General features: G+C 68.2%; 23 protein-coding genes. 13 read left to right on the top strand and 10 right to left on the bottom strand.

Annotation, left to right across the window (positions count from 1 at the left end; all coding sequences use genetic code 11):
- Nucleotides 1-17: 17 nt before the first annotated feature.
- Nucleotides 18-512 (top strand): GNAT family N-acetyltransferase, encoded by a 495-nt coding sequence (locus tag EV653_RS02190; protein WP_134097433.1) that lies wholly within the window; start codon nt 18-20, stop codon nt 510-512.
- Here EV653_RS02190 and EV653_RS02185 read toward each other — a convergent pair.
- Complete coding sequence (locus tag EV653_RS02185) at nt 498-1,445, bottom strand: sigma-70 family RNA polymerase sigma factor (protein WP_134097431.1); 948 nt, start codon at nt 1,443-1,445, stop codon at nt 498-500. The two genes, EV653_RS02190 and EV653_RS02185, sit on opposite strands and share 15 nt — an antisense overlap.
- Before the next feature lie 139 nt (nt 1,446-1,584).
- Between EV653_RS02185 and EV653_RS02180 the strand changes: the two genes are divergently transcribed.
- Nucleotides 1,585-2,958, top strand: coding sequence for an MFS transporter (locus EV653_RS02180; protein ID WP_134097429.1), 1,374 nt, complete (start codon nt 1,585-1,587; stop codon nt 2,956-2,958).
- Here the strand turns inward: EV653_RS02180 and EV653_RS02175 are convergent.
- On the bottom strand, nt 2,955-4,049 hold the full coding sequence (locus tag EV653_RS02175) for an S-(hydroxymethyl)mycothiol dehydrogenase (protein ID WP_134097427.1): 1,095 nt from the start codon (nt 4,047-4,049) through the stop codon (nt 2,955-2,957). The two genes, EV653_RS02180 and EV653_RS02175, sit on opposite strands and share 4 nt — an antisense overlap.
- Nucleotides 4,050-4,298: 249 nt before the next feature.
- Here EV653_RS02175 and EV653_RS02170 point away from each other — a divergent pair, with 249 nt between their 5' ends.
- The 4 genes from EV653_RS02170 (at nt 4,299) to EV653_RS02155 (ending at nt 7,991) form a co-directional block, all read left to right on the top strand.
- A complete protein-coding gene (locus EV653_RS02170; protein WP_134097425.1) occupies nt 4,299-5,201 on the top strand; it encodes an ABC transporter ATP-binding protein in 903 nt (300 codons plus the stop codon).
- On the top strand, nt 5,201-6,013 hold the full coding sequence (locus EV653_RS02165) for an ABC transporter permease (RefSeq protein ID WP_134097423.1): 813 nt from the start codon (nt 5,201-5,203) through the stop codon (nt 6,011-6,013). The genes EV653_RS02170 and EV653_RS02165 overlap by 1 nt, the downstream gene beginning before the upstream one ends.
- A 122-nt stretch (nt 6,014-6,135) precedes the next feature.
- Nucleotides 6,136-7,353 carry a sensor histidine kinase gene (locus EV653_RS02160; protein ID WP_238159511.1) on the top strand — a complete coding sequence of 406 codons (1,218 nt, stop codon included), beginning with the start codon at nt 6,136-6,138 and terminating at the stop codon, nt 7,351-7,353.
- A complete protein-coding gene (locus tag EV653_RS02155) occupies nt 7,350-7,991 on the top strand; it encodes a response regulator transcription factor (RefSeq protein WP_134097418.1) in 642 nt (213 codons plus the stop codon). The genes EV653_RS02160 and EV653_RS02155 overlap by 4 nt, the downstream gene beginning before the upstream one ends.
- On the opposite strand, the gene EV653_RS02150 is transcribed toward EV653_RS02155, so the two are convergent.
- Nucleotides 7,988-8,896, bottom strand: a complete 909-nt coding sequence (locus EV653_RS02150; protein ID WP_134097416.1) for a hypothetical protein — start codon at nt 8,894-8,896, stop codon at nt 7,988-7,990. The genes EV653_RS02155 and EV653_RS02150 overlap by 4 nt on opposite strands.
- A 124-nt stretch (nt 8,897-9,020) precedes the next feature.
- Nucleotides 9,021-9,800 (bottom strand): isoprenyl transferase, encoded by a 780-nt coding sequence (locus tag EV653_RS02145; protein WP_370357934.1) that lies wholly within the window; start codon nt 9,798-9,800, stop codon nt 9,021-9,023.
- Nucleotides 9,801-10,599: 799 nt separating this feature from the next.
- On the opposite strand from EV653_RS02145, the gene EV653_RS02140 reads away from it, so the two are divergent.
- The 4 genes from EV653_RS02140 to EV653_RS02125 all read left to right on the top strand — a co-directional run bounded on the left by EV653_RS02140 (nt 10,600) and on the right by EV653_RS02125 (nt 13,565).
- Nucleotides 10,600-11,601, top strand: coding sequence for a hypothetical protein (locus EV653_RS02140; RefSeq protein ID WP_134097412.1), 1,002 nt, complete (start codon nt 10,600-10,602; stop codon nt 11,599-11,601).
- 233 nt (nt 11,602-11,834) lie between these two features.
- Complete coding sequence (locus EV653_RS02135) at nt 11,835-12,272, top strand: hypothetical protein (protein WP_134097410.1); 438 nt, start codon at nt 11,835-11,837, stop codon at nt 12,270-12,272.
- 76 nt (nt 12,273-12,348) lie between these two features.
- On the top strand, nt 12,349-12,846 hold the full coding sequence (locus EV653_RS02130) for a hypothetical protein (protein WP_134097408.1): 498 nt from the start codon (nt 12,349-12,351) through the stop codon (nt 12,844-12,846).
- Complete coding sequence (locus EV653_RS02125; RefSeq protein WP_134097406.1) at nt 12,843-13,565, top strand: hypothetical protein; 723 nt, start codon at nt 12,843-12,845, stop codon at nt 13,563-13,565. The genes EV653_RS02130 and EV653_RS02125 overlap by 4 nt, the downstream gene beginning before the upstream one ends.
- 42 nt (nt 13,566-13,607) lie before the next feature.
- Here the strand turns inward: EV653_RS02125 and recO are convergent, their stop codons facing one another.
- Genes recO through EV653_RS02110 form a run of 3 tightly spaced genes read right to left on the bottom strand, consistent with a single transcriptional unit; the run spans nt 13,608 to nt 16,234 of the window.
- Nucleotides 13,608-14,342, bottom strand: coding sequence for a DNA repair protein RecO (recO, locus tag EV653_RS02120; protein ID WP_134097404.1), 735 nt, complete (start codon nt 14,340-14,342; stop codon nt 13,608-13,610).
- Nucleotides 14,343-14,354: 12 nt separating this feature from the next.
- On the bottom strand, nt 14,355-15,248 hold the full coding sequence (locus EV653_RS02115) for an SDR family oxidoreductase (protein ID WP_134097402.1): 894 nt from the start codon (nt 15,246-15,248) through the stop codon (nt 14,355-14,357).
- Nucleotides 15,245-16,234: an aldo/keto reductase gene (locus EV653_RS02110; protein WP_134097400.1), complete on the bottom strand. Its 990-nt coding sequence runs from the start codon at nt 16,232-16,234 to the stop codon at nt 15,245-15,247. The genes EV653_RS02115 and EV653_RS02110 overlap by 4 nt, the downstream gene beginning before the upstream one ends.
- 166 nt (nt 16,235-16,400) lie before the next feature.
- On the opposite strand from EV653_RS02110, the gene EV653_RS02105 reads away from it, so the two are divergent.
- Genes EV653_RS02105 through EV653_RS02095 form a run of 3 tightly spaced genes read left to right on the top strand, consistent with a single transcriptional unit; the run spans nt 16,401 to nt 20,973 of the window.
- A complete protein-coding gene (locus tag EV653_RS02105) occupies nt 16,401-19,496 on the top strand; it encodes an FtsX-like permease family protein (RefSeq protein WP_134097398.1) in 3,096 nt (1,031 codons plus the stop codon).
- The gene (locus tag EV653_RS02100) at nt 19,493-20,329 is read left to right on the top strand and encodes an ABC transporter ATP-binding protein (protein WP_134097396.1); all 837 of its coding nucleotides are present in this window, start codon (nt 19,493-19,495) and stop codon (nt 20,327-20,329) included. Before EV653_RS02105 ends, EV653_RS02100 begins: the two co-directional genes overlap by 4 nt.
- Nucleotides 20,326-20,973: an ATP-binding cassette domain-containing protein gene (locus EV653_RS02095; RefSeq protein ID WP_134097394.1), complete on the top strand. Its 648-nt coding sequence runs from the start codon at nt 20,326-20,328 to the stop codon at nt 20,971-20,973. Before EV653_RS02100 ends, EV653_RS02095 begins: the two co-directional genes overlap by 4 nt.
- Here the strand turns inward: EV653_RS02095 and EV653_RS02090 are convergent.
- From EV653_RS02090 to EV653_RS02080, 3 genes are all read right to left on the bottom strand, one after another.
- Nucleotides 20,951-21,220, bottom strand: coding sequence for an SAV_915 family protein (locus EV653_RS02090; protein ID WP_134097392.1), 270 nt, complete (start codon nt 21,218-21,220; stop codon nt 20,951-20,953). The genes EV653_RS02095 and EV653_RS02090 overlap by 23 nt on opposite strands.
- Nucleotides 21,221-21,283: 63 nt before the next feature.
- Nucleotides 21,284-22,741 carry a bifunctional GNAT family N-acetyltransferase/NUDIX hydrolase gene (locus EV653_RS02085; RefSeq protein WP_134097390.1) on the bottom strand — a complete coding sequence of 486 codons (1,458 nt, stop codon included), beginning with the start codon at nt 22,739-22,741 and terminating at the stop codon, nt 21,284-21,286.
- A gap of 41 nt (nt 22,742-22,782) precedes the next feature.
- Nucleotides 22,783-24,645: an ABC transporter substrate-binding protein gene (locus EV653_RS02080; protein WP_134097388.1), complete on the bottom strand. Its 1,863-nt coding sequence runs from the start codon at nt 24,643-24,645 to the stop codon at nt 22,783-22,785.
- Nucleotides 24,646-24,649 lie beyond the last annotated feature (4 nt).

Raw genomic sequence — 24,649 nt, 5'->3', positions numbered from 1 at the left:
TCCAGTTGAGGAGACCCATGTCTGATCTCGTGGTACGTCGTGTCGACGCGTCCGACCGGCCCGTGATGGAGCGGCTGTGGCTGCTGTTCCGCCACGATATGTCCGAGTTCCAGGGGCAGTTGCCGCGGCCCGACGGCAGCTACCGCACCGAGTGGTTGGAGAAGGTCCTGACCGGGGATCCGGAGTGGGCCGGATACCTGATCTCTGTCGGTGAGAACCCGGTCGGCTTCTGCTTCATGCGTGCGCTGCAGCAGCCGGTGCACGTGTTGAACGCGTTCTTCATGGTCCGTCCGGTCCGCCGCAGCGGCCTGGGCCTGCGGGCGGTGCAGGAGGTGCTGTCGAACCACCCGGGGCCGTGCGACGTCGCGTTCCAGGGAAACAATGAGAAAGCGGTCCGGTTCTGGCAGCGCGTCGCGACCGAGGTGTCCGGAGACGTGTGGACGCAGGAGGCCCGGCCGATCGCAGGCAAACCCGAGGCCACGCCGGACCTGTGGATCTCATTCAAGGTGTGAAGGCAGCCCGAAGTACTCGAAGAGACCCTGGTCGAAGAACGTGATGTTGTGCGTGATCCCCGCCTTGGCGACCGTGAAGACCTGGAGGGTGTGAGGGTGGTAGCGCCCGTCGTCGGTGCGCACGTACGCGCCGACGGCGGGCTGGCCGTTCGCCGTCGTCGGCACCATCCGCCAGGCTGGGCCGCGCATCGCGTACACCCGCTCGATGAACGCGCCGTACGCCTCGCGTCCGACGAACCACAGCGGCGCCGGCGGCATCTCGAGGACGACGCGCTCGGCGAGCAGCCGGCTCAGTTCTTGTACGTCGGCCGCTTCGAAAGCACGGACGTAGTCGTCGACGACCGCCCGGATCTCGCGGTCCGTGGGCTCGTCGACGTCGTCCTCGGTGACATCGACCTCGGCCAGGCGCGCACGGGCACGCTGGAGTGCGCTGTTGACCGAGGCAGGCGTCGTCTCCAACGCCTCCGCCACATCTGCCGCGGACCAGTCCAGGACATCCCGCAGTACCAGGACTGCCCGCTGCCGGGCGGGCAGATACTGCATCGCGGCTACCAGCGCGAGCCGCAGACTCCCCTTGGCTGCCACGGCCGCGGCAGGATCGTCATCGGTGGGGAACGGCTGCAACCAGGGCACATCGAGAGCCAGCTCGATCGGTGCCTGGGCATCTGTCGTCGCCGCTACCAGACCTGATGGGAGAGCACGCCGTGCTCGTCCCTTGAGCGCCGTCAGGCAGGCGTTGGTCGCGATCCGGTAGAGCCAGGTCCGCAGCGAAGCACGCCCGGCGTCGTACGTGTCGATCGCGCGCCAGGCCCGGAGAAAGGTCTCCTGCACGAGATCTTCCGCGTCGTGCACCGATCCGAGCATGCGGTAGCAGTGCGCCAGCAATTCCCGCCGGTACGGCGCCACCTGCTGGTCGAAGTCGTCACGGTCCACGGCGCGAGCCTCCCACTTGTCGAGGTCTGTGGGAGTACATACCGCGCCGGTCGGCGGATTTCATCGCTGCGCCGCCGATGAATCGGCGAGGTGCGCCAGGTACATACCCACGTCCTGACTCACCGAGGGAGAAGACCTGATGGCCGCTGTGATGATCAACCGCCCCGCCGACGTCGGCATCCGGCGCGGACCGATGCTCGCTGTGCTGCTGCTCGGCCAGTTCATGGCACTGCTGGACACGTCCGTCGTGAATGTCGCGATGCCCACCATCGGCGCCGGCTTCCACGCATCGGGCGCCTGGCTGCAACTGGTCGTCGGCGGCTACATGGTCGCGTACGCGATGACCCTGATCACCGGTGCCCGGCTCGGCGACCTCTACGGCCGCCGCCGGATGTACCTGATCGGCGTGGTGCTGTTCACGCTCGCGTCACTCGCCTGCGGCCTGGCGCCGTCGATCCTGCCGCTGGTGCTGTTCCGCTTCGCCCAAGGAATGGCAGCGGCAGTGATGGTGCCGCAGATCATCAGCGTGATCCAGACCCACTTCGCCGGTCCCGCCCGCGCCAAGGCACTGTCGGCGTACGGTGCGACACTGTCGGCCGGCCAGGTGGCCGGGCTGGTCGTCGGCGGCCTGCTCCTCGCGGCAAACCTGTTCGGGTCCCAGTGGCGCCCGATCTTCCTGATCAACGTCCCGGTCGGCATTCTGCTCGCGGTCCTGGTGCCTCGGCTGGTCCCGGCCGACCAGCCGACGGCTGCGCGTCGTCTGGACCTCACCGGGCTGGCGATGTCGACCTGCGCAGTACTCCTGCTGGTGCTTCCGATGGTGATCGGGCACGAGCTCGGCTGGCCGCGGTGGACGTTCGTCTGCTTCGCCCTAGGGATCGTCCTCGCGGTCGTCTTCGTCCGGTTCGAGCGGCGCGTCGCCGATCCGCTGCTCAACCTCGACGTACTCCGTGCTCGCGGTCTCGGGGCAGGCATCGCGACACTCGCGTGCACGCTGCTGGCCCTTGCCGGGTTCATGTTCAGCTTCACCCTGCATCTGCAGAACGGTCTCCATGAGTCGGCCCTGCGTTCCGCTCTCACCTGGCTCCCGTTCGCCGTCACCTTCGGCCTGGTCGGCTTCTTCTGGCGTTCGCTCCCGAGCCGGCTGCATTACCTGGTCGTTCCCGCCGGCCTCGCTCTGTGCATGCTCGGGTACATCGGCATCGGACTCACCCAGGCCGGCGCCGGTTCGCTCGTGTGGCCCGCGCTGGTGCTCGCCGGCGCAGGCATGGGCCTGTCCGCCAGCCCGCTCGTCACGCAGTCCCTGGTCCACGTCCCGCTGAGCAGAGCGGCCGATGCGAGCGGCGTGCTCACCACCACCATCCAACTGAGCCAGGTTGGCGGCGTCGCGATCTTCGGAACCCTCTACCTGTCAGGAGGCTCCCTCAGCACAACAAGCTGGTTCGTCGCCCTCACGGCGGCGATCGGCATCGTCGCGGGCAGCTTCCTCGCCCGCAACGTCCGCCAGGCTTAGAAGACGACCACCGAACGCAGTACGTCGCCGTGGTGCATCTTCGTGAAGGCCGCCTCGACATCATCCAAACCGATCGTCTCGGAGACGAAGCGGTCCAGCGGGAGACGGCCCTGGAGGTGGAGGTCGATGAGCATCGGGAAGTCGCGGCTCGGCAGGCAGTCGCCGTACCAGCTGGACTTGAGCGAGCCGCCGCGGCCGAAGAAGTCGAGCAGCGGCATCTCGAGGGTCATGTCGGGAGTGGGTACGCCGACGAGCACGACCGTGCCGGCCAGGTCCCGGGCGTAGAAGGCCTGCTTCCACGTCTCGGGGCGGCCGACCGCGTCGATCACGACGTCGGCGCCGAACCCGCCGGTCAGCTCCTGCACTGCCTCGACGACTCCGTCGTGGTCGAGGTCCTTGGAGTTGATCGCATGGGTCGCGCCGAGCTCCTGCGCCACGGTCAGCTTGCGGTCATCGATGTCGATGGCAATGATCTTCGCGGCTCCGGCCAGGCGGGCTCCGACCACGGCCGCCGTACCGACGCCGCCCGAGCCGATCACCGCCACCGTGTCGCCGCGGCCGACGTTGCCGGTGTTGATCGCGGCGCCGAGACCGGCCATCACACCGCAGCCGAGCAGGCCGGCGACCTCGGGCTTCGCGGCCGGGTCGACCTTCGTGCACTGGCCAGCCGCGACCAGGGTCTTGTCCGCGAACGCGCCGATCCCGAGCGCGGGGCTCAGCTCGGTCCCGTCCTTCAGGGTCATCTTCTGCTTGGCGTTGTGGGTGTTGAAGCAGTACCACGGCCGGCCACGCAGGCAGGCGCGGCAGTTCCCGCAGACAGCCCGCCAGTTCAGTACGACGAAGTCGCCCGGCGCGATGTCCGTGACGCCGTCGCCGACCGACTCCACGATGCCGGCCGCCTCGTGCCCGAGCAGGAACGGGAAGTCGTCGTTGATCCCGCCCTCCCGGTAGTGCAGGTCGGTGTGGCAGACCCCGCAGGCCTGGACCTTCACCACCGCCTCACCCGGACCCGGGTCCGGGATCGTGATCTCCTCGATCGTCACCGGCGCACCCTTGCCCGCCGCCACCACACCACGCACCGTCTGAGCCATTCCCCGAACCTAACCGCCCCACCACCCCTCCGTCACGCCGCACGCGTGGCGCGCCACCCCCACACCCCGACTTTGAGAAGCCACCGACCATTTTCCGGGCCGCGAAATGGTTGGTGGCTTCTCAAAGTCGGACCTGACGACGGTGTGGGGACGGCCGCTGTCCACACGGCTGCTGTCCACCGGTCGGGGGACAGCGAGTCCGCCGGGTGGTGCTCCCTCGGGAGGGTGGCGCGACGGGAGAGTTGAGGCATGGAGAACGACAACGCAGTGAGGGTGCGCGGCCTGGTCAAGCGGTACCCGGACAAGGTCGCGGTCGACGGTGTCGATCTGGACATCCACCGGGGCGAGGTCTTCGCCCTGCTCGGCCCGAACGGGGCCGGGAAGACGACGACCACGGAGATTCTGGAGGGGTATCGCCGGGCCGACGACGGTGAAGTGAGCGTGCTGGGGACGGACCCTGTGCACGGCGACCGGTCCTGGCGGGCGCGGCTCGGGATCGTGCTGCAGACCTCGCGTGACGAGGCCGAGTCGACGGTGTTCGAGCTGGTCAACCACTACGCCGGCTACTACCCGAACCCGCGCGATCCGGACCAGGTCATCGCCGCCGTCGGCCTGGAGGAGAAGCGCAAGACCCGGCCACGCAAACTGTCCGGCGGGCAGCGCCGGCGGCTCGACGTCGCGCTCGGGGTCATCGGCAACCCGGAGCTGCTGTTCCTGGACGAGCCGACGACCGGCTTCGACCCGGAAGCACGCCGGCAGTTCTGGACGCTGATCGAGGAACTTCGCACCGAGGGCACCACGATCCTGCTCACCACGCACTACCTGGACGAGGCGGAGCACCTGGCCGACCGGGTCGGCGTGATCGCGGACGGCCGGATGATCGAGATCGGTACGCCGGAGACGCTCGGCGGGCGCGGGGCCCGGACCGCTCGGGTCTCCTGGTCCGACGCCGACGGACCGCACGAACTGCGCACCGACCAGCCGACCGCCGAGGTCGCCGCGCTGATGGCCCGCTTCGGCGGCGAGGTGCCCGAGCTCGAGGTCCGGCGCCCGAGCCTGGAAGACATCTACCTGGACCTGATCGGCAAGGCCGCCGTGACCGCCGTGGCCGCCGACGCCCCTGCCGTTGCGATGGAAGCTGGAGCACTCTGATGGCCGACACCAAAGCCCTGCCGTCCACTCTCTCGGTCGGCCTGGCCCGGACCAGGCTCGAGGTCCGCGAGTTCTTCCGCGAACGGGAAGCGCTGATCTTCACCTTCTTCTTCCCGATCATCTTCCTCGCGATCTTCTCCGCCGTCTTCGGCAACACCGACTTCGACGGCGTCAACGCCGCGACCTACTTCACCCCCGGGATGATCGCCTCCGGCATCTTCCTGAGCAGCTTCCAGTCACTCTCGATCAGCATCGCGCTCGAGCGTGACGAGGGTCTGCTGAAGCGGCTCCGCGGTACGCCGATGCCCCCACAGGCCTACTTCATCGGCAAGATCGGCCAGGTCCTGATCACCTCGGTCCTCCAGATCGCGCTGCTGCTGGCCATCTCCGGCCTGCTGCTCGGTGTCGACCTGCCGACCGAGCCGGACCGGTGGCTGAACTTCGTCTGGATCTTCATCCTCGGCACGGCGTCGGGTTCGGTGCTCGGGATCGCATTCAGCGTCGTACCGAAGTCCGGCAAGGCGGCGTCCGCGGTGATCACGCCGATCGTCCTGCTGCTGCAGTTCATGTCCGGCGTGTACTTCGTCTACAGCAGCTTGCCGGCGTGGATGCGCAACGTCGCCGCGGTGTTCCCGCTGAAGTGGCTCGCCCAGGGGATGCGGTCGGTGTTCTTGCCGGACGGGTTCGAACTGACCGAGCCGGCCAAGTCCTGGCAGCTCGGCACCGGCGCGATCGTGCTCTCGATCTGGCTGATCGTCGGCCTGTTCCTCGCCCAGCGGGTGTTCCGCTGGACCCGCCGGGACGCGGGCTGATGAACGGGATCACCGGTACGACGTCGGACCTTCCGGACCGGCGTCGTACCGGGCTGTCTTCAGAGGTCTCCGCGGCGCCGGCCTGGACTGGACCTCGTGTGTGGATCCTGATGTGGAGGAAGATGGGGTCCGTGCAGAGCTCGAGCGGTGGCGCCGGTCAGCCCGTGTGGACCCGGGCGTTGATCGGATGGCACATCGTTTTCTGGGTGCTGCTCGGGATGACGCTGGCGCTGTCGTTCCTCGGGCACCTCGGTGCGCTTCGGCAGACGGTGTTCGCCGGTACGGTCGTGGTGCTCGGAGCGGCGTACCAGTTCATCGGGATGCCCGCGATCCGCTCGCGGCGGGCGCTCCCGTCGTACGCCTATCGACTGGTACTGATCGCGTCGCTCGTGGTGCTGATCGGGATCTATCCGCAGTCGGTGTTCCTGATGTTCATCGGGTCGGCCCAGATCTGGTTGCTGTGCGAGGACGTCCGCGAGGGGATCGGGCTCAGCCTGCTACTGGTGGTCGGCGTGGGTACGGCGCAGTTGTGGAGCGCAGGCTGGGGCTGGGCGGCGTTCTGGGAGATCCTGCCGTGGATGCTGGTCAGCCTCGTGGTCAGTCTGCTGTTCGGGATCTGGATCGAGAAGGTCATCACGCAGAGTCAGCAGCGGGCCGAGCTGATCGAGCAGCTCGAGGCCGCGCGCGACGAGCTCGCCGAGGCGCACCACAGTGCGGGTGTGATGGCTGAGCGGGAGCGGATGGCGCGGGAGATCCACGACACGCTCGCGCAGGGGATGACGAGCATCGTAATGCTGGCGCAGGCGGCGGCGGTGGAGTTGCAGCGCGGCGCCGATGCGTCGGCGCGACTGGCGGCGATCGAGGACACCGCCCGGGAGAACCTCGCCGAGGCGCGGGCGTTGGTTGCCGCGTTCACCCCGGTTGCGTTGTCGGAGGCAACGTTGACCGAAGTACTGCGGCGGCAGGCGGAGCGGTTCGCGGCCGAGACCGGAGTCGACGTCCAGGTCTCGCTGGACCTGCCTGATGACGAGGTCGCGGCGCTGCCGCAGGCGCAGCAGGTCGTGCTGTTGCGGTCGGCGCAGGAGGCGCTGGCCAACGTACGCAAGCATGCGCGGGCGACGCAGGTGCTGATCACGCTCGGGTTGTCGGACGACGGGGTGTGGATCGAGATCCGCGACGACGGGTCCGGGTTCACGCCGGGCGCCGAGTCGGCCGGATTCGGGTTGAACGCGATGCGCGGGCGGGTCGAGGAGTCGGGCGGCTCGGTCCAGGTGGAGAGTGCGCCGGGACGCGGTACGCGTGTGCAGGTGTTGATCCCGGCTGTGCAGGAGGATGCGTGATTCGGGTTCTGGTGGTCGACGATCATCCGGTCGTACGGTCGGGGCTGACCGGGATGTTGTCGGTGACCGAGGACATCTCCGTCGTCGGTGAGGCCGGGGACGGTTCGGAAGCGGTGGCGCTGGTCGAGTCGACGCGGCCCGACGTCGTACTGATGGATCTGCGGATGCCGCGGATGGACGGCGTGACTGCTACCGGGGCGATCGTGTCCGGCTATCCGTCGACTCGGGTGCTGGTGTTGACGACGTACGACACGGACACCGACATCCTGCATGCCGTTGAGGCCGGCGCGGCCGGGTATTTGCTGAAGGACACTCCGCACGCGGAGCTGCTGAACGGGATTCGCGCCGCCGCTCGAGGTGAGACTGTGCTGGCTCCGCCTGTTGCGGCTCGGCTGATGTCCCGTCTTCGTACGCCGCCCGCGCCCGCCGCCGCGTCGCCGTCGCCACGTGAGCTGGAGGTGCTGGCCGCTGTGGCCCGAGGTCTCAGCAATGCGGAGATCGGCCGGGAGCTGTTCATCGGCGAGGCCACCGTGAAGACCCATCTCCAACGCCTCTTCGCCAAACTGGACGTCGACGACCGCACGCGAGCCGTCACCGTGGCCATCGAACGCGGGTTGCTGCCTTCGCCAGGGCGTTAGAGCTTCAGGCCGCCTTCCTTGGCCGGGCCGTTGAGTCGACGGCTGAGGTCCGATTGCGCCTGGTGCGCCACGGGGTGCTGGTCGGCGCGCGCGGTTGGATTGACGCCTGCGCGCACCGCGTCGGCCAGCTGCTCGGCTTCCTGGTCGGCGTGTTGCTTCTCGGCCAGCGCACCGTTGGCGACGTCGACGGAGAACTCGGCAACCGCCTTGAATCCGTCGCTGTTCTTGGCGAGGGCATCGTGCAGCCGGCGCGCGTGGTCGCGGGTGTCGGCGATCGAGTCCTCCATCCGGCCGATGGTCCGGCCGAGGTCGGCGGACGGCTCGAGCTCGCCGGGCGCGGCGGTGTGGAACTTGTACGCCGCCTGCCGACCGGCCGACAGCTGCTCGGTCATCCGCTCGACCCGGCTGTCGACGTCGTCCACGACCTTCTTCAGGTATTCGACGCCCGAACGAAGCTTCGTCACGTCGTCCGTCGAGCGATCGGGCATCTGCTCGATTCTTTCCAGATTCTTCAGCGCGCTCTCGAGGGCCTGCGAACTGGCCTGCAGAGTGTGGCGGTCCTGCGGGTTCGTGCCGGCACTTTGAGCGCTCAGCTCCCGCTGGACGGCCCCGATCTGCGCCGACTGCTGTTCGACGACACCCTGGTACATGGCGAACCTACCGGAAAGGCTCTCCCTGGCCGGCGCCACGCCGGCGCCTTCGGCTCGCTGAACCTCCTGCTCGGCCGCGGCCAGGCTGTCGACGCCCGGTCGGACTGTCGCGAGGTCTTCCGACCGGTGCTTCAGCATCCGGCCGATCTCCTCGTCGCCGAGCGCATGGGTCACCGACCGCAGCGTTGCGTGCACCTCGATCACCGCCCTCGCGATCTGGTCGGTGTAGTGGGCGTACTCCGCCTCGTTCGCCATCAGCTCGCCTTCGTCCGCCGCGCGCCGGTCCGGCCCACGCTGCCGTCATGATTGATGCCTCGCACAACGAGCGTAGACGCAGCGGGGCCGACGGCAGGTTCCCACCCCACTTACGAGTCAAGCGTCAGTTGCCGCCGGTGACCTCGTTCGGGATCGCGCCGCCGTACCTGCGGTCGCGCTGCGCGTACAGCTCGATCGCCCGCCACAGATCACGGCGGTCGAAGTCGGGCCAGAGCGTGTCCAGGAACACCATTTCGGCGTACGCCAGCTGCCACACCAGGAAGTTGCTCGTCCGCTGCTCCCCCGACGAGCGGACGAACAGATCCACCTCGGGGATGTCCGGCGCGTACAGGTGCCGCGCGATCGTCTTCTCGGTGATCCGGTCCGGCTTGAGCTTGCCTGCGGCAACTTCCGCCGCGATCGACTTCATCGCGTCGGCGATCTCCGCCTGACCGCCGTAGTTCACGCAGAACTGCAGCGTGATCGTGTCGTTGTCCTTGGTCCGCTCCTGCGCGTACTCGAGCTCGTCGATCACGCTCTTCCACAACCGCGGCCGCCGTCCGGACCACACCACCCGGACGCCCATCGCATCCAGCTCGTCACGGCGCCGATGGATCACCTCCCGGTTGAATCCCATCAGGAACCGGACCTCCTCCGGCGAGCGCGCCCAGTTCTCCGTCGAGAACGCGTACGCCGAGATGTACTTCACGCCGATCTCGATCCCGCCCTTGATCACATCGAGCAGGCTCGCCTCCCCCGCCTTGTGCCCCTCGGTCCGCGGCAGCCCTCGCTGCTTGGCCCACCGCCCGTTCCCGTCCATCACGATCGCCACGTGCCTCGGCACCAGCTCCTTGGGAATCTCCGGCACCCGAGCCCCCGAAGGATGCGGCTCCGGCGGCACCACCACCTTCTTCTCCCCCGAACCCCCCAAAACCCCTCGACCCCGACGACGACCAATAGGCGACATACCCCGCATCCTCCCACCCCCTCCCGCACCCCACTGCAGGAACCTGCAACCTGTGGATAACCCACCCCCGCGAACACCCTCCGTATGCAACCCTTACACCACTAGCAACCCAAGAACGGAGCCCCATGCCCCGCCGACCATCCCTCGGACGCGCCCTCGTAGCCCTCTGCGCCCTCACAGCGCTGACCGCCTGCAACGGATCCCCGGAGGCCGGCAGGCCGAACACCACCCCAGCCCCGTCATCCGCGTCCAAGACGCCCGCTCCGACATCCACTGCGCCCACCAGCCCAGCCTGGACCCCTGAGGAACAGACGGCGATCACGGCGGCGACCGCGCGTTATGTCGCTGCGCGCCGGGCGACAGAGCTGGCTCTGCAGAACCCAGCAAAAGCCGATAGGACCGCCCTCGAGCGAACCGGCAACGGCGGGAAATGGCTTGCCGACATCATCGACGACCTCACGTTCTATCGAGACAACGGTTGGTATCAGGCAGGTTCAGTCAAGCTGTCCTCGCCCAGTGTTAAGTCGGTTCGGCTGGGAATACCGCAACCGGAAGTCGCCTTGACCAGCTGCGTCGACTCCAGCGCCGTTGTCGTTCGGTACCAGACCACGAAGAAGCCTGTACCGCTCGGCCCAGACAACGGCTCGCGCCATCTGACACAGGCTCGGATGGTTCTCGCCCCGGGACCTGACGGTCAGAAGGCGTGGTATCTGATCGACGAGAGCGGCGATGCGAAATGCTGATCTCCAGACGTCTGGTGCGTCAGTTGCTGCCGGGAACGCTTGCCGTCATTCTCAGCGTTGCCGGATCCACCGCCGGTCCATCTCTGCCGCCGAAGCCCAAGGGAGACGTTGTCCTCAAATGCAGTAAGCAGCTCAGAAAGTGCTGGTGGGTGCCAAGATCCCTCATTCATGTAGGTGGCAAGCCACCGAAGACAGGCAAGCCCGGTGGGACCCAAAAGATCACCAAACCGGTATGCGAATTCAAAGGCGCGGCTCAGGCATGCACGGATGGGCTCAACGGCAACTGGTCTAACACCCAGCAGTGTTACATGCGGCGCGAGGTGCCTCAGCCACCGTTTGGCGATCCCCGCTGGCAGGGACACACGGATGGCAGTATCTGGGCCTGCGTGCGGGAGCAGGGCTATGACGACGGCAAACACCTGGTGACGAAATGGGTCTGGCTACCGGGCAAGCCCGATACCGTCGTCGTTGATCCGCTAACCCTCGTGTACGAGGCAATCGCCACCATGCAACTCGCGCCCCCGTTGATAAAGACAGCACCAGGAGCGGGACAGATCGGGCTCGTGAACATGCCCGTCTGGCTGTGGCTGACCAAAACCGAGAACACATGGGGACCCATAGTGCGATCGGCGAGCGTTCCGGGGTTGTCGGTGACCGCGACGGGGCACGTGAAAGCGGTGGACTGGACCTTGGGAGACGGCAGCACCGTTCGTTGCGAGGGGGCTGGGACGCCGTACGACAAGTCTTCGGGCGTCAAAGACTCGCCGGATTGCGGACATCGATACAAGACGACGTCGCGCGATCTGCCCCACTGCATGTACCCGGTGACGGCTACAGCTCAATGGGAGATCACCTGGCGGAGCACACTAGGCGACACCGGCCAGATCGCAATGACCGAGCAGGCCGCGACGCAGGTACGAATCGGTGAGGCCGTGCCGGTGTTGGTTGATCCGGGTGGTGGGGATGCGGTTGCGCCTGCGAAGTCCGGGTGTTGAGGCAGCGATCACGCCGTACGACGGTGCCGAGCGTTAAGGACGGACATCAACTCATGCGCCGCGGACTGGCTCTTGCTGCGCTTGCGACGCTTGGGCTGGTGAGCGCTTGTGGCGGCTCCCCAGAAACAGGAGGACCTGAGGCGGCGCCTGTGACTAGTACGCCTTTCGAAGGCCGATCAGCGCCTACGCGGACGCCGAGCGGGGTGTCGACGTCGGCTTGGAGTTCCGCGGAGTTGGCGGCTGTTGAGGCTGCGAAGGCGCGGTACCTGGCTGCCCGGGCTGCCGTCAACGAGGCGGTCAAGCGACCGGGGGACGTCAGCGCATCTGCTCTCGCGCTCGCGGGGAACGGGGGCACCTGGCTCCCGCGAGTCGAGGCGGTGCTCGCCTTCTCGGTCAAGAACGGCTGGTACGAGACCGGCGATGCCAGGATCACCATGCTCGCGGTCCGCGCGGTGAAGCTCGACCTGGCGCAGCCTGAGGTCAGGCTCACTAGTTGCATCGACAGCTCCGCAGTCGTGAGCCGCTATCGATCGAACAGCAAGCCGATCCCGGTCGTCAGCGACAACGGCGACCGTCACCGGTTCGAATCACGCCTCATCTACACGAAGAGTGCCGAGACGGGACGGCGCATGTGGATCCTCGTGGACGAGCAGACAACGAAGACCTGCTGACCCTGACATCGCGGTTCCGGCTCGGTGCTGTGGATAACTGACGCGGGCGAAGGGCCGGAGGCAATAGATTCGGGGTATGACGACTTGGGCTTCTGTTGAGGGGATTCGGGGGGATCTGGCGGGGGTGCTGTCGCGGTTTCGGGAGGGGCGGACGCGGGCGTTCAGTTTTGGGGATGGCGGGCCTGAGGCTGTGATGCTGACGTACGACGAGTTTGAGGATCTTGGTGGGGAAGGGAAGTTCACGGTCGGGGATGAGGTGGTTGAGCCGGCCGCGCTTGCGGAGCAGTTGCCGGGGCTGATGGAGGCTTTGCGGGCGGGGAGCGGTACGCCGGTGGTGTGGGGCGACGACGGCGAGCCGGAGGCCGTGGTGATGTCTACGACGCAGTACCGCGATCTCCGGGGGGACGACCATCCGCCGGCGGGCGTTGTGGACGACCCGACGGTGCGGACTTATGCGACGGAGCCGCTCCCGGATAGCCGGCCGCTGGATCTGGATGAGTGGGCGGCTCGGATGGGGCCGGACACGCAGGAAGTGTTGGAGGAGTTGCGCCGTGAGGACCGCGAGGGGTCATGAGCGCTGGGGTCGGGTACCAGTTGGTGGCTGGGCCCGGCTTCGATCTGGACTATCGCCGGATCGATGTCGCGGCGAGCAAAGACCGCTCCGGTCCTGCTGCCGAGCTCCGACGGCAGGTGCTGCGGACGATGCTCGACCTCGCGAGCGGGAAGTCCGACGGTCACCATGCCTTGAGCTACGCGCCGGGCAAAGGCGATCTGCGTGATTGCGTGACGGCGTACCTCCGGTCAGACCCGCAGAAGCCGGCTGATTACCGCATCGTGTTCCGGGAGATGGGACCGACAGCGCCGGGCGGGTTGGCGCGGCGGGAGTTGCTGGCGATCAAGCCTCGTCGCAGGCCGAACAACATCTATGCCCACGTCTGTGCTCGCCTGCACCGCCATCTTGGCGATAGGCAACCCGGCCTCGACCGGTTCGACAGTTGGCAGGATCTGAGCGGCGGGGTCGCGACCCGGCAGGCGGAGCTCGACGCGAAGCGTGCGATCGCCCATGCGTGGGTTGGGCAGCAGCCTCTGCAGTTCGCGCGGCCCATCGTCATCGGCGCGCCTCTCGGCGCACGCCACGAGGCGACACTGCGCCAGGCTGCCATGGCACAGGACGGCGATGCGACCAGGACGTCCGAGCCGACCGGGCATCCAACGACGCGATCTGTTTCGCCTCGGGCGTTTGGCGGTCGGCCGAGGCAAGGACCAACCGGGTGGCCTGACCGGAATAAGTAACGCTGAGGCAGTTGGCTCGCGACTATCCGCAGCCAAAGGCTGCTAGGAGGTCAGGTCCAGGTGGGGGAGGGAGCGGAGTTGGTTTTCTTGGTGGTAGGTGAAGAAGGCGGCTATTAGGCCGGTGGATTCTCGGCGGGTTCTGGGGTCGGCTTTGAGGGCGGTGGGCCAGTCGCCGGTGAGGAGGGCGGCTAGGTGGGTGACGGTGGCGGAGGCGGGCATGGCTGAGGCTGGGGGGCGGCAGGTGGTGCAGACCATGCCGCCGGAGGCGGGGTTGAAGGCTCGGTGGGGGCCTGGTTCGCCGCAGCGGGCGCAGTCGTCGAAGGACGGGGCGTAGCCGGAGATCGCCAGGGAGCGGAGGAGGAAGGAGTCGAGGACGAGGCCTGGCTCGCGTTCGCCGGTGGAGAGGACGCGGAGGGCGCCGGCCAGCAGGAGGTGGTGCTGGGTGGCGGGTTCCTTCTCCTCGACGACGAGGCGGTCGGCGGTCTCGAGCAGGACGGTGCCGGTGGTGTACCGGGCGTAGTCGCCGACGATGCCCTCGCCGTACGCCGCGATCGACTCGGCCTGCGTGACCACGTCGAGGGTCCGGCCGGTGGCGAGCTGCAGGTCGACGTGGCTGAACGGCTCCAGGCGGGCGCCGAAGCGTGAGGACGTACGGCGGACTCCTTTGGCGACCGCTCGGACCTTGCCGTTGGCGCGGGTCAGGAGCGTGGCGATGCGGTCCGCCTCACCCAGCTTCTGGGTGCGCAGCACGATCGCCTGATCCCGGTAGAGCGGCACTGCACCAGTCTCTCACTGAGCGCGGACATACTCCTCGAACCCGGTCGGCTCGACGCCGGTGATGTCGCGTACGGCGGTGGACACCTGGCTGAGCTCGCCGCTGGCGATGGCGGCGTACGACGTGACCCAGCCGGCCACCTCCCAGGCGGGAGCGCCGTAGGACTCGCGGGATCGGTAGGCCTCGTCGAGCGTCTCCGGCTCGTAGCGGATCTTGCGGCCCCAGACGTCGGTCAACACCGCGGCCGCCTCGGCGAGGGTGAACGCCCGCGGCCCGGTCAGGTCGTACGTCGCCCCCACGTGCTCGTCACCCGAGCCGCCCGAGGCGGACGAGGCGGACGAGGCGGACGAGGCGGACGAGGCGGACGAGGCTGAGTGAGCAGCGCGGAGGATTGTGGCGGCTACGGCGGCTACGTCGTCTCGGGAGACGGCTGCGACTCGGCCGTCGCCGGCCGGGCCGCGGATGACGCCGTCCTCGCCGACGCCTCCGAGGACGAAGTCGAGGTACAGGTTGTCCCGCAGGAAGGTGAAGTCGACGCCGGTCGACCTGATGTGCTGCTCGGTGTGCCAGTGGTCGCGCGCAAACGTGAACGTCGCCCCCGGCGACGCGCCCACGAACGACGTGTAAACGATCCGCCGCACCCCAGCAGCAACGGCCGCGTCGACGGTTGCCTTGTGCAACGCCACCCGATCGGCCGACTCCGATGCGCTCAGCAACATCAGTACGTCGACCCCGTCGAGCGCGTTGAGCAGCGCCGCATGCTCGCCGTACGCCGCCTGCGCGACCGTTGCACCGGGCACCGAAGGAGCCCGGCCCGGATCACGCACGATCAACCGCAGCGGTACGCCGGCCAACCGCGCGACGATCCGGGAACCGAGCTGTCCGGTCGCCCCGGTGACACCGATCACTTGCCCACCAGGCCCATCCCGCTGTCGGTGTACCGCTGCCCGGCGACCGCGTCCGGCGGGAACGCCTCGTCCAGCTCGGCCAGCTCCGACTCCGACAGCACCACATCCAGAGCACCGAGGTTCTCGGCCAGGTACGTCCGCCGCTTCGTCCCCGGAATAGGCGCCACGTCATTGCCCTGAGCAAGCAGCCACGCGAGCGCCAGCTGTCCGGGTGTCACGCCCTTCGCGGCAGCCAGGGCCTGCACCTGCGCGACCAGGTCGAGATTGCGCTGGAAGTTCTCACCCTGGAACCGCGGCAGCCCGCGCCGCATGTCGTCCTCCGGGAAGTCCGCCTCCGACTTGATCTGCCCGGTCAGGAACCCGCGACCGAGCGGGCTGAACGGCACGAACCCGACGCCGAGCTCCCGCAGCGTCGGCAGTACGACGGTCTCCGGGTCGCGCGTCCACAACGACCACTCGCTCTGTACGGCGGTGATCGGATGTACTGCGTGCGCCGCCCGCACCGTGTCGCCGTTGACCTCGGACAGCCCGAGGTACCGGACCTTGCCCGCCTCGACCATCGAAGCCATCGCCCCGACGGTCTCCTCGATCGGCACGGCCGGGTCGCGCCGGTGCAGGTACCACAGGTCGACATGGTCGACGCCGAGCCGTCGCAACGACGCATCCAAGGCCTCCCGCGCATAAGCAGGCGAGCCGTCGACAACAGTTGGCACGGCCGAGTCCGCGGACGCCCGCTTGAAGCCGAACTTCGTCGCGAGCACCACCTCGTCGCGGCGCCCCGCCAGCGCGCGGCCGACGAGTTCCTCGTTCGCGCCGTCGCCGTACACATCGGCGGTGTCGATGAAGGTGCAGCCCGCGTCGAGCGCCGCGTGCAGCGTCGCGATCGACTCGGCGTCGTCCGCGCGGACGCCGTACGACTGGGACATTCCCATGCAGCCGAGGCCGAGGGCGGAAACGGTCAGGTCACCGAGCTGGGATTCACGCATGTCCCGAACCTACCGCCGCGACGCGCCGACCGGGGGCACGGGGCACGGGGACGTGAGACATGTTCCTGCCTAGACAACAGTAATGTGACATTTTGCCGCCGCGAGGCACACAGGCCGCAACATTCCATATCTTCGGCTGGCACGAGTGAGCCGCAAAGGGGTGGACATGTTCCTGCGTCGGGCGCTGCGGTACCGCTGGGCACAGGCCCTGGTACTGACCGGCATCAGCCTGCTGATCGGCGCCTGCGCCGTCTTCGGGCCGTGGTTCGCCCGCGCCGTCGAGCAGACCGTGATGACCGAGACGCTGTCCGGCCAGCGCCTGCCCGCGTCCTGGCTACTCGCCTCGACGGGGCCGCAGACGGGGCCTGCCACGCGCCCGGAGGACCTCGACAAGCTCCTCCCCGACGATCTCAAGCCGCTCTTCACCCCGCCCCTGCACGGCATCTACAACGACGTCGGCTGGAGCACTCCGGCTACCGAGGGTGACCAGCCGCCCAGCGCGCGCCTGCGCTGGCGGGACGGGTACTGCGCTCAGCTCACCCTCACCGAGGGCCGCTGTCCGCAGGCGGCGAACGAGGTGATCGCGTCAAGCGTCGACAAGACCACCTGGGACTTCCGCGTCGGCACGACCCTGACCGCGACGCCGAGTGACGTCGGCAAGGGCGGCGGCCGGCTCACCATCGTCGGCTTCTACCAGCCCAAGGAGGAGCGCGGCGACTTCTGGTACGGCGACTATCCGACCGGCCACTCGCACCAGCCGGCCGACAAGGACCCAGGCGCCACCAACGAGTTCTTCACCGACAGCGCGACCTTCGCCGGCACCCAGTGGTCGCAACGGGTCACGTCGGACTTCCGGCCGATCCCCGGAGTCGCCCGGCTCGGTGACCTGGATCGCCTCAAGGAAGCGACCGAGACCGTCAACGGCAACGCCCGGGAGATCGGCGTCGCCGCGCAGAACACGTCGTCACTGGCCACGCTGGTCGACCAGATCCAGGCGGAGCGCAAGCAGGCGACCACGATCATCCCGCTGGTGATGGTGCAGGTCGCGTTGTTCGCGGTCGTCGTACTGGCGCTTGCGCTGGCTGCCGTCGTCGACCAGCGACGCCCCGAGATCGCGCTGTCCCGCTTGCGTGGATCCTCGACCAAGCGAACCCAGCGCGCTCTGAGCATCGAACTCGGCCTACCCGTGCTGGTCGGCACTCTGCTCGGCGGGCTGGCAGGCTTCGGGTTGCTGCTGATCGTTCGCGCGACCTGGCTACGGCACGGCGCCCCGATCGAGCTGCCCTGGACGGTTCCGGCCGCGCTCGCGGTAGCCGCCGTACTCGCGCTGATCGTCGTGGTACTCCAGGTCCGGGGCACCGTCCGGCAGTCGATCTCCAACCTGCTCAGGCGTGTGCTTCCCCGCCGCCTCGGCCGGACGATCGGTGTCGCCGACCTGTGCATCATCGTCTTCGCCGTGGCCGGGCTGATCGCCGCGCTCACCGGCGACGGCCGCGGCCCGCTGCCGGTCCTCACACCCGCTCTGCTCGGGCTCGCGGCCGGCCTGATCTTCGCGCACCTGCTGCTTCCGACGGCCGGGTTGATCAGCCGCAGCGCACTCCGCCGAGGGAGGCTGGGCCTCGCGCTCGGCGCACTGCAGATCTCGCGCCGCCCGGCCGTGACCCGGATCGTCGCCGCTGTCGCGGTGGCCGCCGCGCTCCTCACGTTCGCCGGCCAGGCCTCGTCGATCGCCGCCGCCAACCGGGAGACTCGCTCCGGCTACGAGACCGGTGCCGAGGGCGTACTGCGGATGAACGCCCTGTATCTCGGATCGTTCCTGCAAACCGTCAACCAGATCGACCCCGATCGCCGCTGGCTGACGCCGGTGGTGATGGCTCACCCGCCCTCCCCCGACACGCTGCAGTCGGAGATGATCGAGCCGGCCAGCTTCCGGCGGATCGCGTTCCAGGGCGACCGGCTCACCGACGAGCAGGGCTGGCAGACGTTGCAGGCACCGGCCGACGTGCCGCCGATCCAGTTCCGCAGCTCGCAGCTCACCGCCACGGTCGCGGTGAACGCGATCAAGCCGCTCATCAGCCGTGCCGCCAACGGTGACAAGATTGACGGCGGTACGCCGAAGTCCGTCGTCCTGCGGGCGAACGTGGTCAGCCATCGCGACGGCTCCCGCTTCCTGGTCTCCTTCCCGCCGGTCCGCTTCCCGGCGACGAAGCCGGTCGTACTGCGGGCAGCCGTCGAATGTCTGGGCGGATGCGACCTATTGCGGCTCGGCATCGGCCGCGAGGCGCTCGACCCGGCCGGTCTGCAGGGCAATCTGGTGATCAGCAAGCTTTCCAGCGACGACCACCCGACGATCGCGCTGGGCGGGGCGGACGCCTGGCGGACGGTCCCGCAACTCGGGTCCGATCAGAGCTCGGTCACGGCCAAGCCAGGCGGTGAGCTGACGATCGCGATGAAGAGCTTCGGCAACGACGAGTTCCTCCAGTACGCGACCGTGCCGCCGATCGTGCCGGCCTTGGTCACACCGGAGTACCACTGGGTCGACGGTGCCACCAGCAGCCCGGCGGCCGACGGCAGCCCGATGACACTGGCGAGGATCGACCGGCTGCGCGGGCCGGTGAACAGGCACGGCGATCGCACCGCGGTGGTCGATCTGGAGACGGTACGGCGGCTCGGCGGCGTCGTGGACGAAGGCGGGACCGACTTCGAGCTGTGGCTGAACAAGGACGGTCTCGCGAACGTCGACACGATCACCGTCAAGCTCGCGAAGGCCGGATACAACGCCGACCTGGTGGATCGCCGGGACGACCGGATCGCGGCGTACGGGCGTTCGGCGAGCGCGCTGGCGTTGCAGCTGACGCCGGTGGTGGGGATTGCGGCGTGGGTGCTGGCGATCGTCGTACTCCTGCTGACGGTTGTCACGTCATGGCGGTCGCGAGCGCAGGACTACGCGAGCCTGAAGATCACCGGCGTACCGGCGAGGGCTACCGGGCGAGCCGCGCGCTGGGAGCAGACCGGTCCGGTCGCACTGGCCGTCCTGCTCGGGACGATCTGCGGGCTGGTAGGCGTGCATGTCGCGCTGCCGCTGATACCGCTGTTCGCGACCAGCGGCGGCCCGGTGCCGCTCGACCTCGGCATCAGCTGGACGGTCGCAGTGATCCTCTGGGCCGGAGGTACGGCGATCCTCGCAACTGTGACGTTGTTCCTCGGCAGCGGCGTCAACAGACGCTCCACCTACAACCGCATCCGGGAGGAGCTGACATGACCGGTCTCGCGATCAGTACGACGGGATTGGTGCACATCTACCGTGCGCACGGTCACGACGTCGCCGCGCTGTCCGGTATCGGGATCACTGTCCGGCCCGGCGAACTGGTCGGACTGCTCGGACCGTCCGGTGCCGGGAAGTCGACGTTGCTCCAACTGTGCGGCGGTCTGCTCACGCCCAGCGCGGGCCGGCTGCAGATCGGTGAGCACAACGTCGCCACGATGACCGACGCCGAGCTGGACCGGATGCGGTCCGGTGACGTAGGCATCGTGCTCCAAGGTGCCGGCCGCAACCTCATCCCGTACCTCACGCCGGCCGACAACATCCGCTACGCCCAGCAGGCCGCGTCCGACGATCGCGACCTCCCGACGCCGGAGACCATCCTCGAACTCGTTGGCCTGGGCAACCATGCGGCGACTCCCCTGTCCCAGTTGACACCTGGCCAGGTGCAGTTGTGTGCCGTTGCCGTCGGCATCGCAACCCTTCCCGGCCTGCTGCTCGCCGACGAACCGACCAGCCAGCTCGACCACCACGCCCGTGACGAGGTCCTCGCGGCGCTCCGCACGATCAACACCGAAACCGGGATGACCGTCCTGCTCGTCACCCACGACCCGGAAGTCGCCGCGACCCTCCCCCGCACCATCACCATCCGCGACGGCCGGATCGCCTCCGAGGGCAGGTCCGGTGAGGAGTACGCCGTGGTCGCGGTGGACGGATCGTTGCCCCTACCACCGCATGTGGCAGAGCTGTTGCCGGCCGGAACGCTCGTCCAAGTCACGACCGACGACGGCGTCATCCGGCTCACCCCCGTGGAGCAGGAGGGGAACCGGTGATCAACGTCAGCCAGGTGACCGTGCGGTACGGCGACTTGACCGCGGTGTCGGACGTGTCGTTCACCGTCCCACCGGGCTTCGTGCTCGCGGTCAGCGGGCCGTCGGGTGCAGGCAAGAGCTCGTTGCTGTGGGCAATCGCCGGTGCGGTGCCGGTGGCGAAAGGACAGGTCGAGATCGACGGGCTGGTGATCACCAACCGTCCGGCGGCGGCCGCGCACGGCGTCGTACTGATCCCGCAGGGCAACGGACTCGCGCGGGTGCTGACCGCACGCGAGAACCTGTCGATCCCCTTGCTGGCCGAGCGCAAGCCGAGTGAAGAGGTCGAGCGGACGATCGAGCAGGCGCTAGCGGGTGTCGGACTCGAGGAGAGCGGTGACCACCTGGTCGAGGAGCTGTCCGGCGGCGAGCAGCAGCGCGTCGCAGTCGCTCGCGGGATCGCCCAGCAGGGCCGGGTGATCCTTGCGGACGAATCGACCAGCGAACTCGACAGCACCAACCGCGAGCGCGTCCTCGGCCTGCTGCAGGAGGAGGCCCGCCGCGGCGCGGCCGTCGTGATCGCCACCCACGACCCGAATGTCGCGGACAGCGCCGACGGCCACGCCGTGATGGACGAGGGCCACCTCAGCTGGCTACGGCGCCTCTGACCGGTACGGCGACCACCGTCGGGTCGAGCTGGATCCTCACGATCCCCACCTGCTCGAGCATGTCGTGCAGGCCGTCCTCCGAGAGGCGCATGAACTCCTGTGCACCGGAAGCGGCGCGGAGCCGTTCCAGCGAGCTGAAGGCGATGCCGACGCGGAGCCCGTCGGGCAGCCTTCCGGTCTGGAGGGTGGCGATATCGCCGACGCAGCGGACGGGGACGAACCAATCATCGGTATGTCGAGTGCTCACACCTCGAAGCTAGGCCGTTTCGTTGCCCGCATCCCCTGTTCTCACAGGGTTCGCACGGCATTCTCACAGCGCGAGCTGGGTGGGTGTGGTCGGTGGGCCGGCTGTCAGCAGGCGGTCGATCAGGGCGGGAAGGTCGCGCGGGGCGAAGCGGCCCTTGTGGGCCGCCAGCTCGGATCGGGTCCACCACTTCATCGCGTGGACGTTCTCGGCGCGGAGCTCGGCTGCGCTGAGCGTGCCGGCCGGGTCGAACGCCGCAGTACGGATCAGGAAGTAGTCGTTGAGGACGCCGTCGTAGCCGGTGGCGTGGCCTTCGGCAACGACTTCCTGGTGCCAGAGGTGTGGCGGGTCGGTGAAGTCGCGCAGGCCGACCTCCTCCACGAGCTCGCGGCGGAGGCCTTCGACCACGGTCTCGCCGGGCTCGAGACCGCCGCCGGGCGTCGCCCACAGCGGGCCGTCGTCGAACTCGAACCGGACCAGCAAGATGCGCTCGTCCTCGTCCACGATCACCGCACGGGCCGCCGGGCGCAACCTCGGCAGGCGCAGCTCGAGTTCGCGGTGCTCCTCGACCGGGCGGAAGCCGAAGCGGGCGTTGACCTTGCGCATCGGGGCGTTCGACAGCGCGGTCCAGGTGTGCAGATAGCGTTGCGTCGTGCGGTGTTTCGCCAGCTGCTCGAGGTTCGCCAGCTTCAGGTGGGTGCCGAGTTTGTGGCCGCGGTGCTCGCGCAGTACGAGCGTGTCGTCCTGCTGGGCGTGCTCGGCGTCGGCCCGCGGCAGGTAGAGCAACGTGTACCCCGCCGGCCTGCCGTCCAGCGTGTGGGCCATCGTCACCAGGGCGAGGTAGTTGCGGTCGATCCGCGCCTCGCTCGCCTCGAGCTTGTCGACCGTCCACGGCACCAGCTCGCGCGTCATGCCACCTGTCGGCACATCCAGATCCATCGCGGTGTGCAGATCGGCGTACGCCTGCTGATGCTCCGGCGGGCACACGCCCGCCCACGAGGTCAGCTGGTATCCGTCCAGGCGCCCCACTGATTCCCGCAGCTCGTCCAGCCGCAGGTCGTCGTACGGCAGCGGCACGACGAGGTGCTCCTCGACGTGCTCCACCTGGAAGCCGAGCCGCTCCGCGAACGCGGCGCCCGCCCAGGGCTCACACGGGACACCGAGCTCCGCCTGGACGATGGTCCGCCCGAGCTGGGCCGAGCGCGTCGCGGCCCATTGCCACAGCGCAGTGCCGATCCCGCGCCGCCGGTGCTCCGCGGGTACGTCGATGTCGACCTCGACCGTGTCGAGGTTGTCGGTCAGGCGGTACTCGAACAGCATCCCGCCGAGCACGCGGTCGTCCTCGAAGGCGCCGACAGCGATCCGCTGCTTCAGCGGGCTGGGGTTGCGCAGCGAGTAGCCGAGCGTCTCGCGCCCGGCCACCAGCGCGGCCTTCCGGCCGGCGACCGCGCCGGCCCGGAAGGCGTCGTACCACTCGTCGAACAAGGCCAGGTCGGCCGGGTCGATCTCGCGTACCAAGATCACCCGGCCGACCCAATCAGACAAGCAGGTCAAAAAGCCAGTGGTTAGACCGGCGCGACCTTGCCCTGGTACATGTACATGATCACGAAGTTGTCCGCGTACGGCGCGTTCTTCAGGATCGGGTCGTCGTCGGCCGGGAACTTCGCCACCCGGGTGCCCTCGAGCGCGGGGTTGTTACCGTAGCGCTCCCAGAGCGGGATGATCGGCAGCAGTTCGTTGAAGGCCATCGCCGCGGCGGTGACGTTCTTCTTCTGCTCGTCGATGTTCAGTCCCTGTGCGGACTTGTCCACCACGGCCTGCAGGTCGATCGGACCGGCCGAGGTGGTCTGCTTCAGCGGGAAGTTCATCCCCTTGCCGCCCGAGTTCGCCGCCGTCACGTAGTTGAACGTGTACAGGTTCTGCACGAACGCGAAGTACGGGTGCGGGTGGTTCGACGCGCCCCAGGTCTGGATCGCGAAGTCGAACTTGCCGGCCAGGACGTCGGGGTTCAGCTGGGTGAAGGTGATACCCCGCTTGGTGATGTTGAAGCCGAACTTGTTCAGCTGGTCGGCCGCGTTGGTGGCGGCCGGGTTCCAGTCGGCGAACTCGGTCGGGAACTTGATGTCGTACGCCGCCGGCTTGCCGTTCGGCAGCATCCACTTGCCGCCGGACTGCTTCCAGCCCGCCGACTGCAGCAGGCTGGTGGCCTTGGCGAGGTCCTTCTCGTAGGCGTTCAGCTTCTTCTGGTCCGCGTCGGAGATCCAGTCCGGCACGGAGATGTCGGAGAAGCCGGCCATGAACTTGCACGGCTTGCCCGAGTCGCCGAGCGCGACAGTGCCGTTCTCGTTGCGGTCGAGGACGTAGGCGATCGCCTGGCGTACCTTCGGGTCGGACAGCTCCGGGTGCGCGGTGTAGTTGAACACGAGCGCCGGGCCGGAGTACACCGGCGGCCGGAGGATCCGGAAGCCGCTGGACTGCAGCGTCTTCTCGGTCGCGACCGCGAAACCGTGGGTCGCGTAGTCGACGTCCTTGTTCAGGACGACGGGGGTGATGTCGGAGGTCTCACCGTTGTACAGGAGAACCTTGCTGAAGCCGATCTTGTCGGCGAACAGGCCCTTGTCGTTCTTGACCAGCGTCATCTGCGAGTTGGTCATGTTCTTCGCGTCGAAGTTGAACGGACCGGACACGACCGGGTTCTCCGGACGGAACTTCTGGAAGTCGCCGTTGAGCTGCTTGCCCTCGGCGCTGTCCAGGCTGGTCTTGGCCTTACGCATCGTCTCGGCCTTGGTGGCCCACTCGCCATACACCGAGTCGGGCATGATCGGCGCGCGGAGGATGTACCGCTCGAGCACGGTGGACGGCGTACCGATGGTGAAGGTCACCGTGGTGTCGTCCTTGGCGTTGACGTCGGACAGGAACGTCCACGACTGCTGGCGCATCAGCCAGTGCAGGTTGAACGTCGACACGACGTCCTTGGCGGTGACGGGCTTGCCGTCGCTCCAGGTCAGCCCGGACCGGAGCTTCATCGTGTACGTCTTGGCCGCCTCGTCCAGCGTGCCGGACTCGGCCATCATCCATTCCCACTTCTTGTCGGCCCAGTAGTACAGGCCGCCGCTGGGGTAGACGAGGTCGAGGTACGGGCTCTGCTGCTGGATGCCGTCGGTGACACCGGCGGCCAGGTTGAAGTGACCCTTCGGCGGCAGCTGGTACGGGTACGCGCCGTGGAACTCCTTGGTGGCGTTCTTGCTGCTGTCCCCGCTGTTGCTGTTCGGGGAACTCGGCGAGCAAGCCTCCAGCGACCCGATGCCGGCCACGCCGACGCCGGCGATGCCGAACAGCTGGAGCACGTGCCGGCGCGAGATCGCGTTGGTCCGGGGGCTGGGCCCCGGGGGGTTGGTGCCGGAATCGTTGGTGCCGGTGGGACTCATTCCT

Origin of the sequence: Kribbella pratensis (assembly GCF_004365355.1) — a bacterium.
GTDB lineage: Bacteria > Actinomycetota > Actinomycetes > Propionibacteriales > Kribbellaceae > Kribbella.
Note: the sequence above shows the minus strand (reverse complement) of the source record. Positions and strands in the feature narration are given on the sequence as shown.

Excerpts from the sequence above, each read along its gene's own strand:
- EV653_RS02190 (WP_134097433.1), top strand. The coding sequence starts at position 18 with ATGTCTGATCTCGTGGTACGTCGTGTCGACGCGTCCGACCGGCCCGTG.
- EV653_RS02180 (WP_134097429.1), top strand. The coding sequence starts at position 1,585 with ATGGCCGCTGTGATGATCAACCGCCCCGCCGACGTCGGCATCCGGCGC.
- EV653_RS02175 (WP_134097427.1), bottom strand. The coding sequence starts at position 4,049 with ATGGCTCAGACGGTGCGTGGTGTGGTGGCGGCGGGCAAGGGTGCGCCG.
- EV653_RS02170 (WP_134097425.1), top strand. The coding sequence starts at position 4,299 with ATGGAGAACGACAACGCAGTGAGGGTGCGCGGCCTGGTCAAGCGGTAC.
- EV653_RS02165 (WP_134097423.1), top strand. The coding sequence starts at position 5,201 with ATGGCCGACACCAAAGCCCTGCCGTCCACTCTCTCGGTCGGCCTGGCC.
- EV653_RS02160 (WP_238159511.1), top strand. The coding sequence starts at position 6,136 with ATGGGGTCCGTGCAGAGCTCGAGCGGTGGCGCCGGTCAGCCCGTGTGG.
- EV653_RS02150 (WP_134097416.1), bottom strand. The coding sequence starts at position 8,896 with ATGGCGAACGAGGCGGAGTACGCCCACTACACCGACCAGATCGCGAGG.
- EV653_RS02140 (WP_134097412.1), top strand. The coding sequence starts at position 10,600 with ATGCTGATCTCCAGACGTCTGGTGCGTCAGTTGCTGCCGGGAACGCTT.
- EV653_RS02130 (WP_134097408.1), top strand. The coding sequence starts at position 12,349 with ATGACGACTTGGGCTTCTGTTGAGGGGATTCGGGGGGATCTGGCGGGG.
- EV653_RS02125 (WP_134097406.1), top strand. The coding sequence starts at position 12,843 with ATGAGCGCTGGGGTCGGGTACCAGTTGGTGGCTGGGCCCGGCTTCGAT.
- EV653_RS02110 (WP_134097400.1), bottom strand. The coding sequence starts at position 16,234 with ATGCGTGAATCCCAGCTCGGTGACCTGACCGTTTCCGCCCTCGGCCTC.
- EV653_RS02105 (WP_134097398.1), top strand. The coding sequence starts at position 16,401 with ATGTTCCTGCGTCGGGCGCTGCGGTACCGCTGGGCACAGGCCCTGGTA.
- EV653_RS02100 (WP_134097396.1), top strand. The coding sequence starts at position 19,493 with ATGACCGGTCTCGCGATCAGTACGACGGGATTGGTGCACATCTACCGT.
- EV653_RS02080 (WP_134097388.1), bottom strand. The coding sequence starts at position 24,645 with ATGAGTCCCACCGGCACCAACGATTCCGGCACCAACCCCCCGGGGCCC.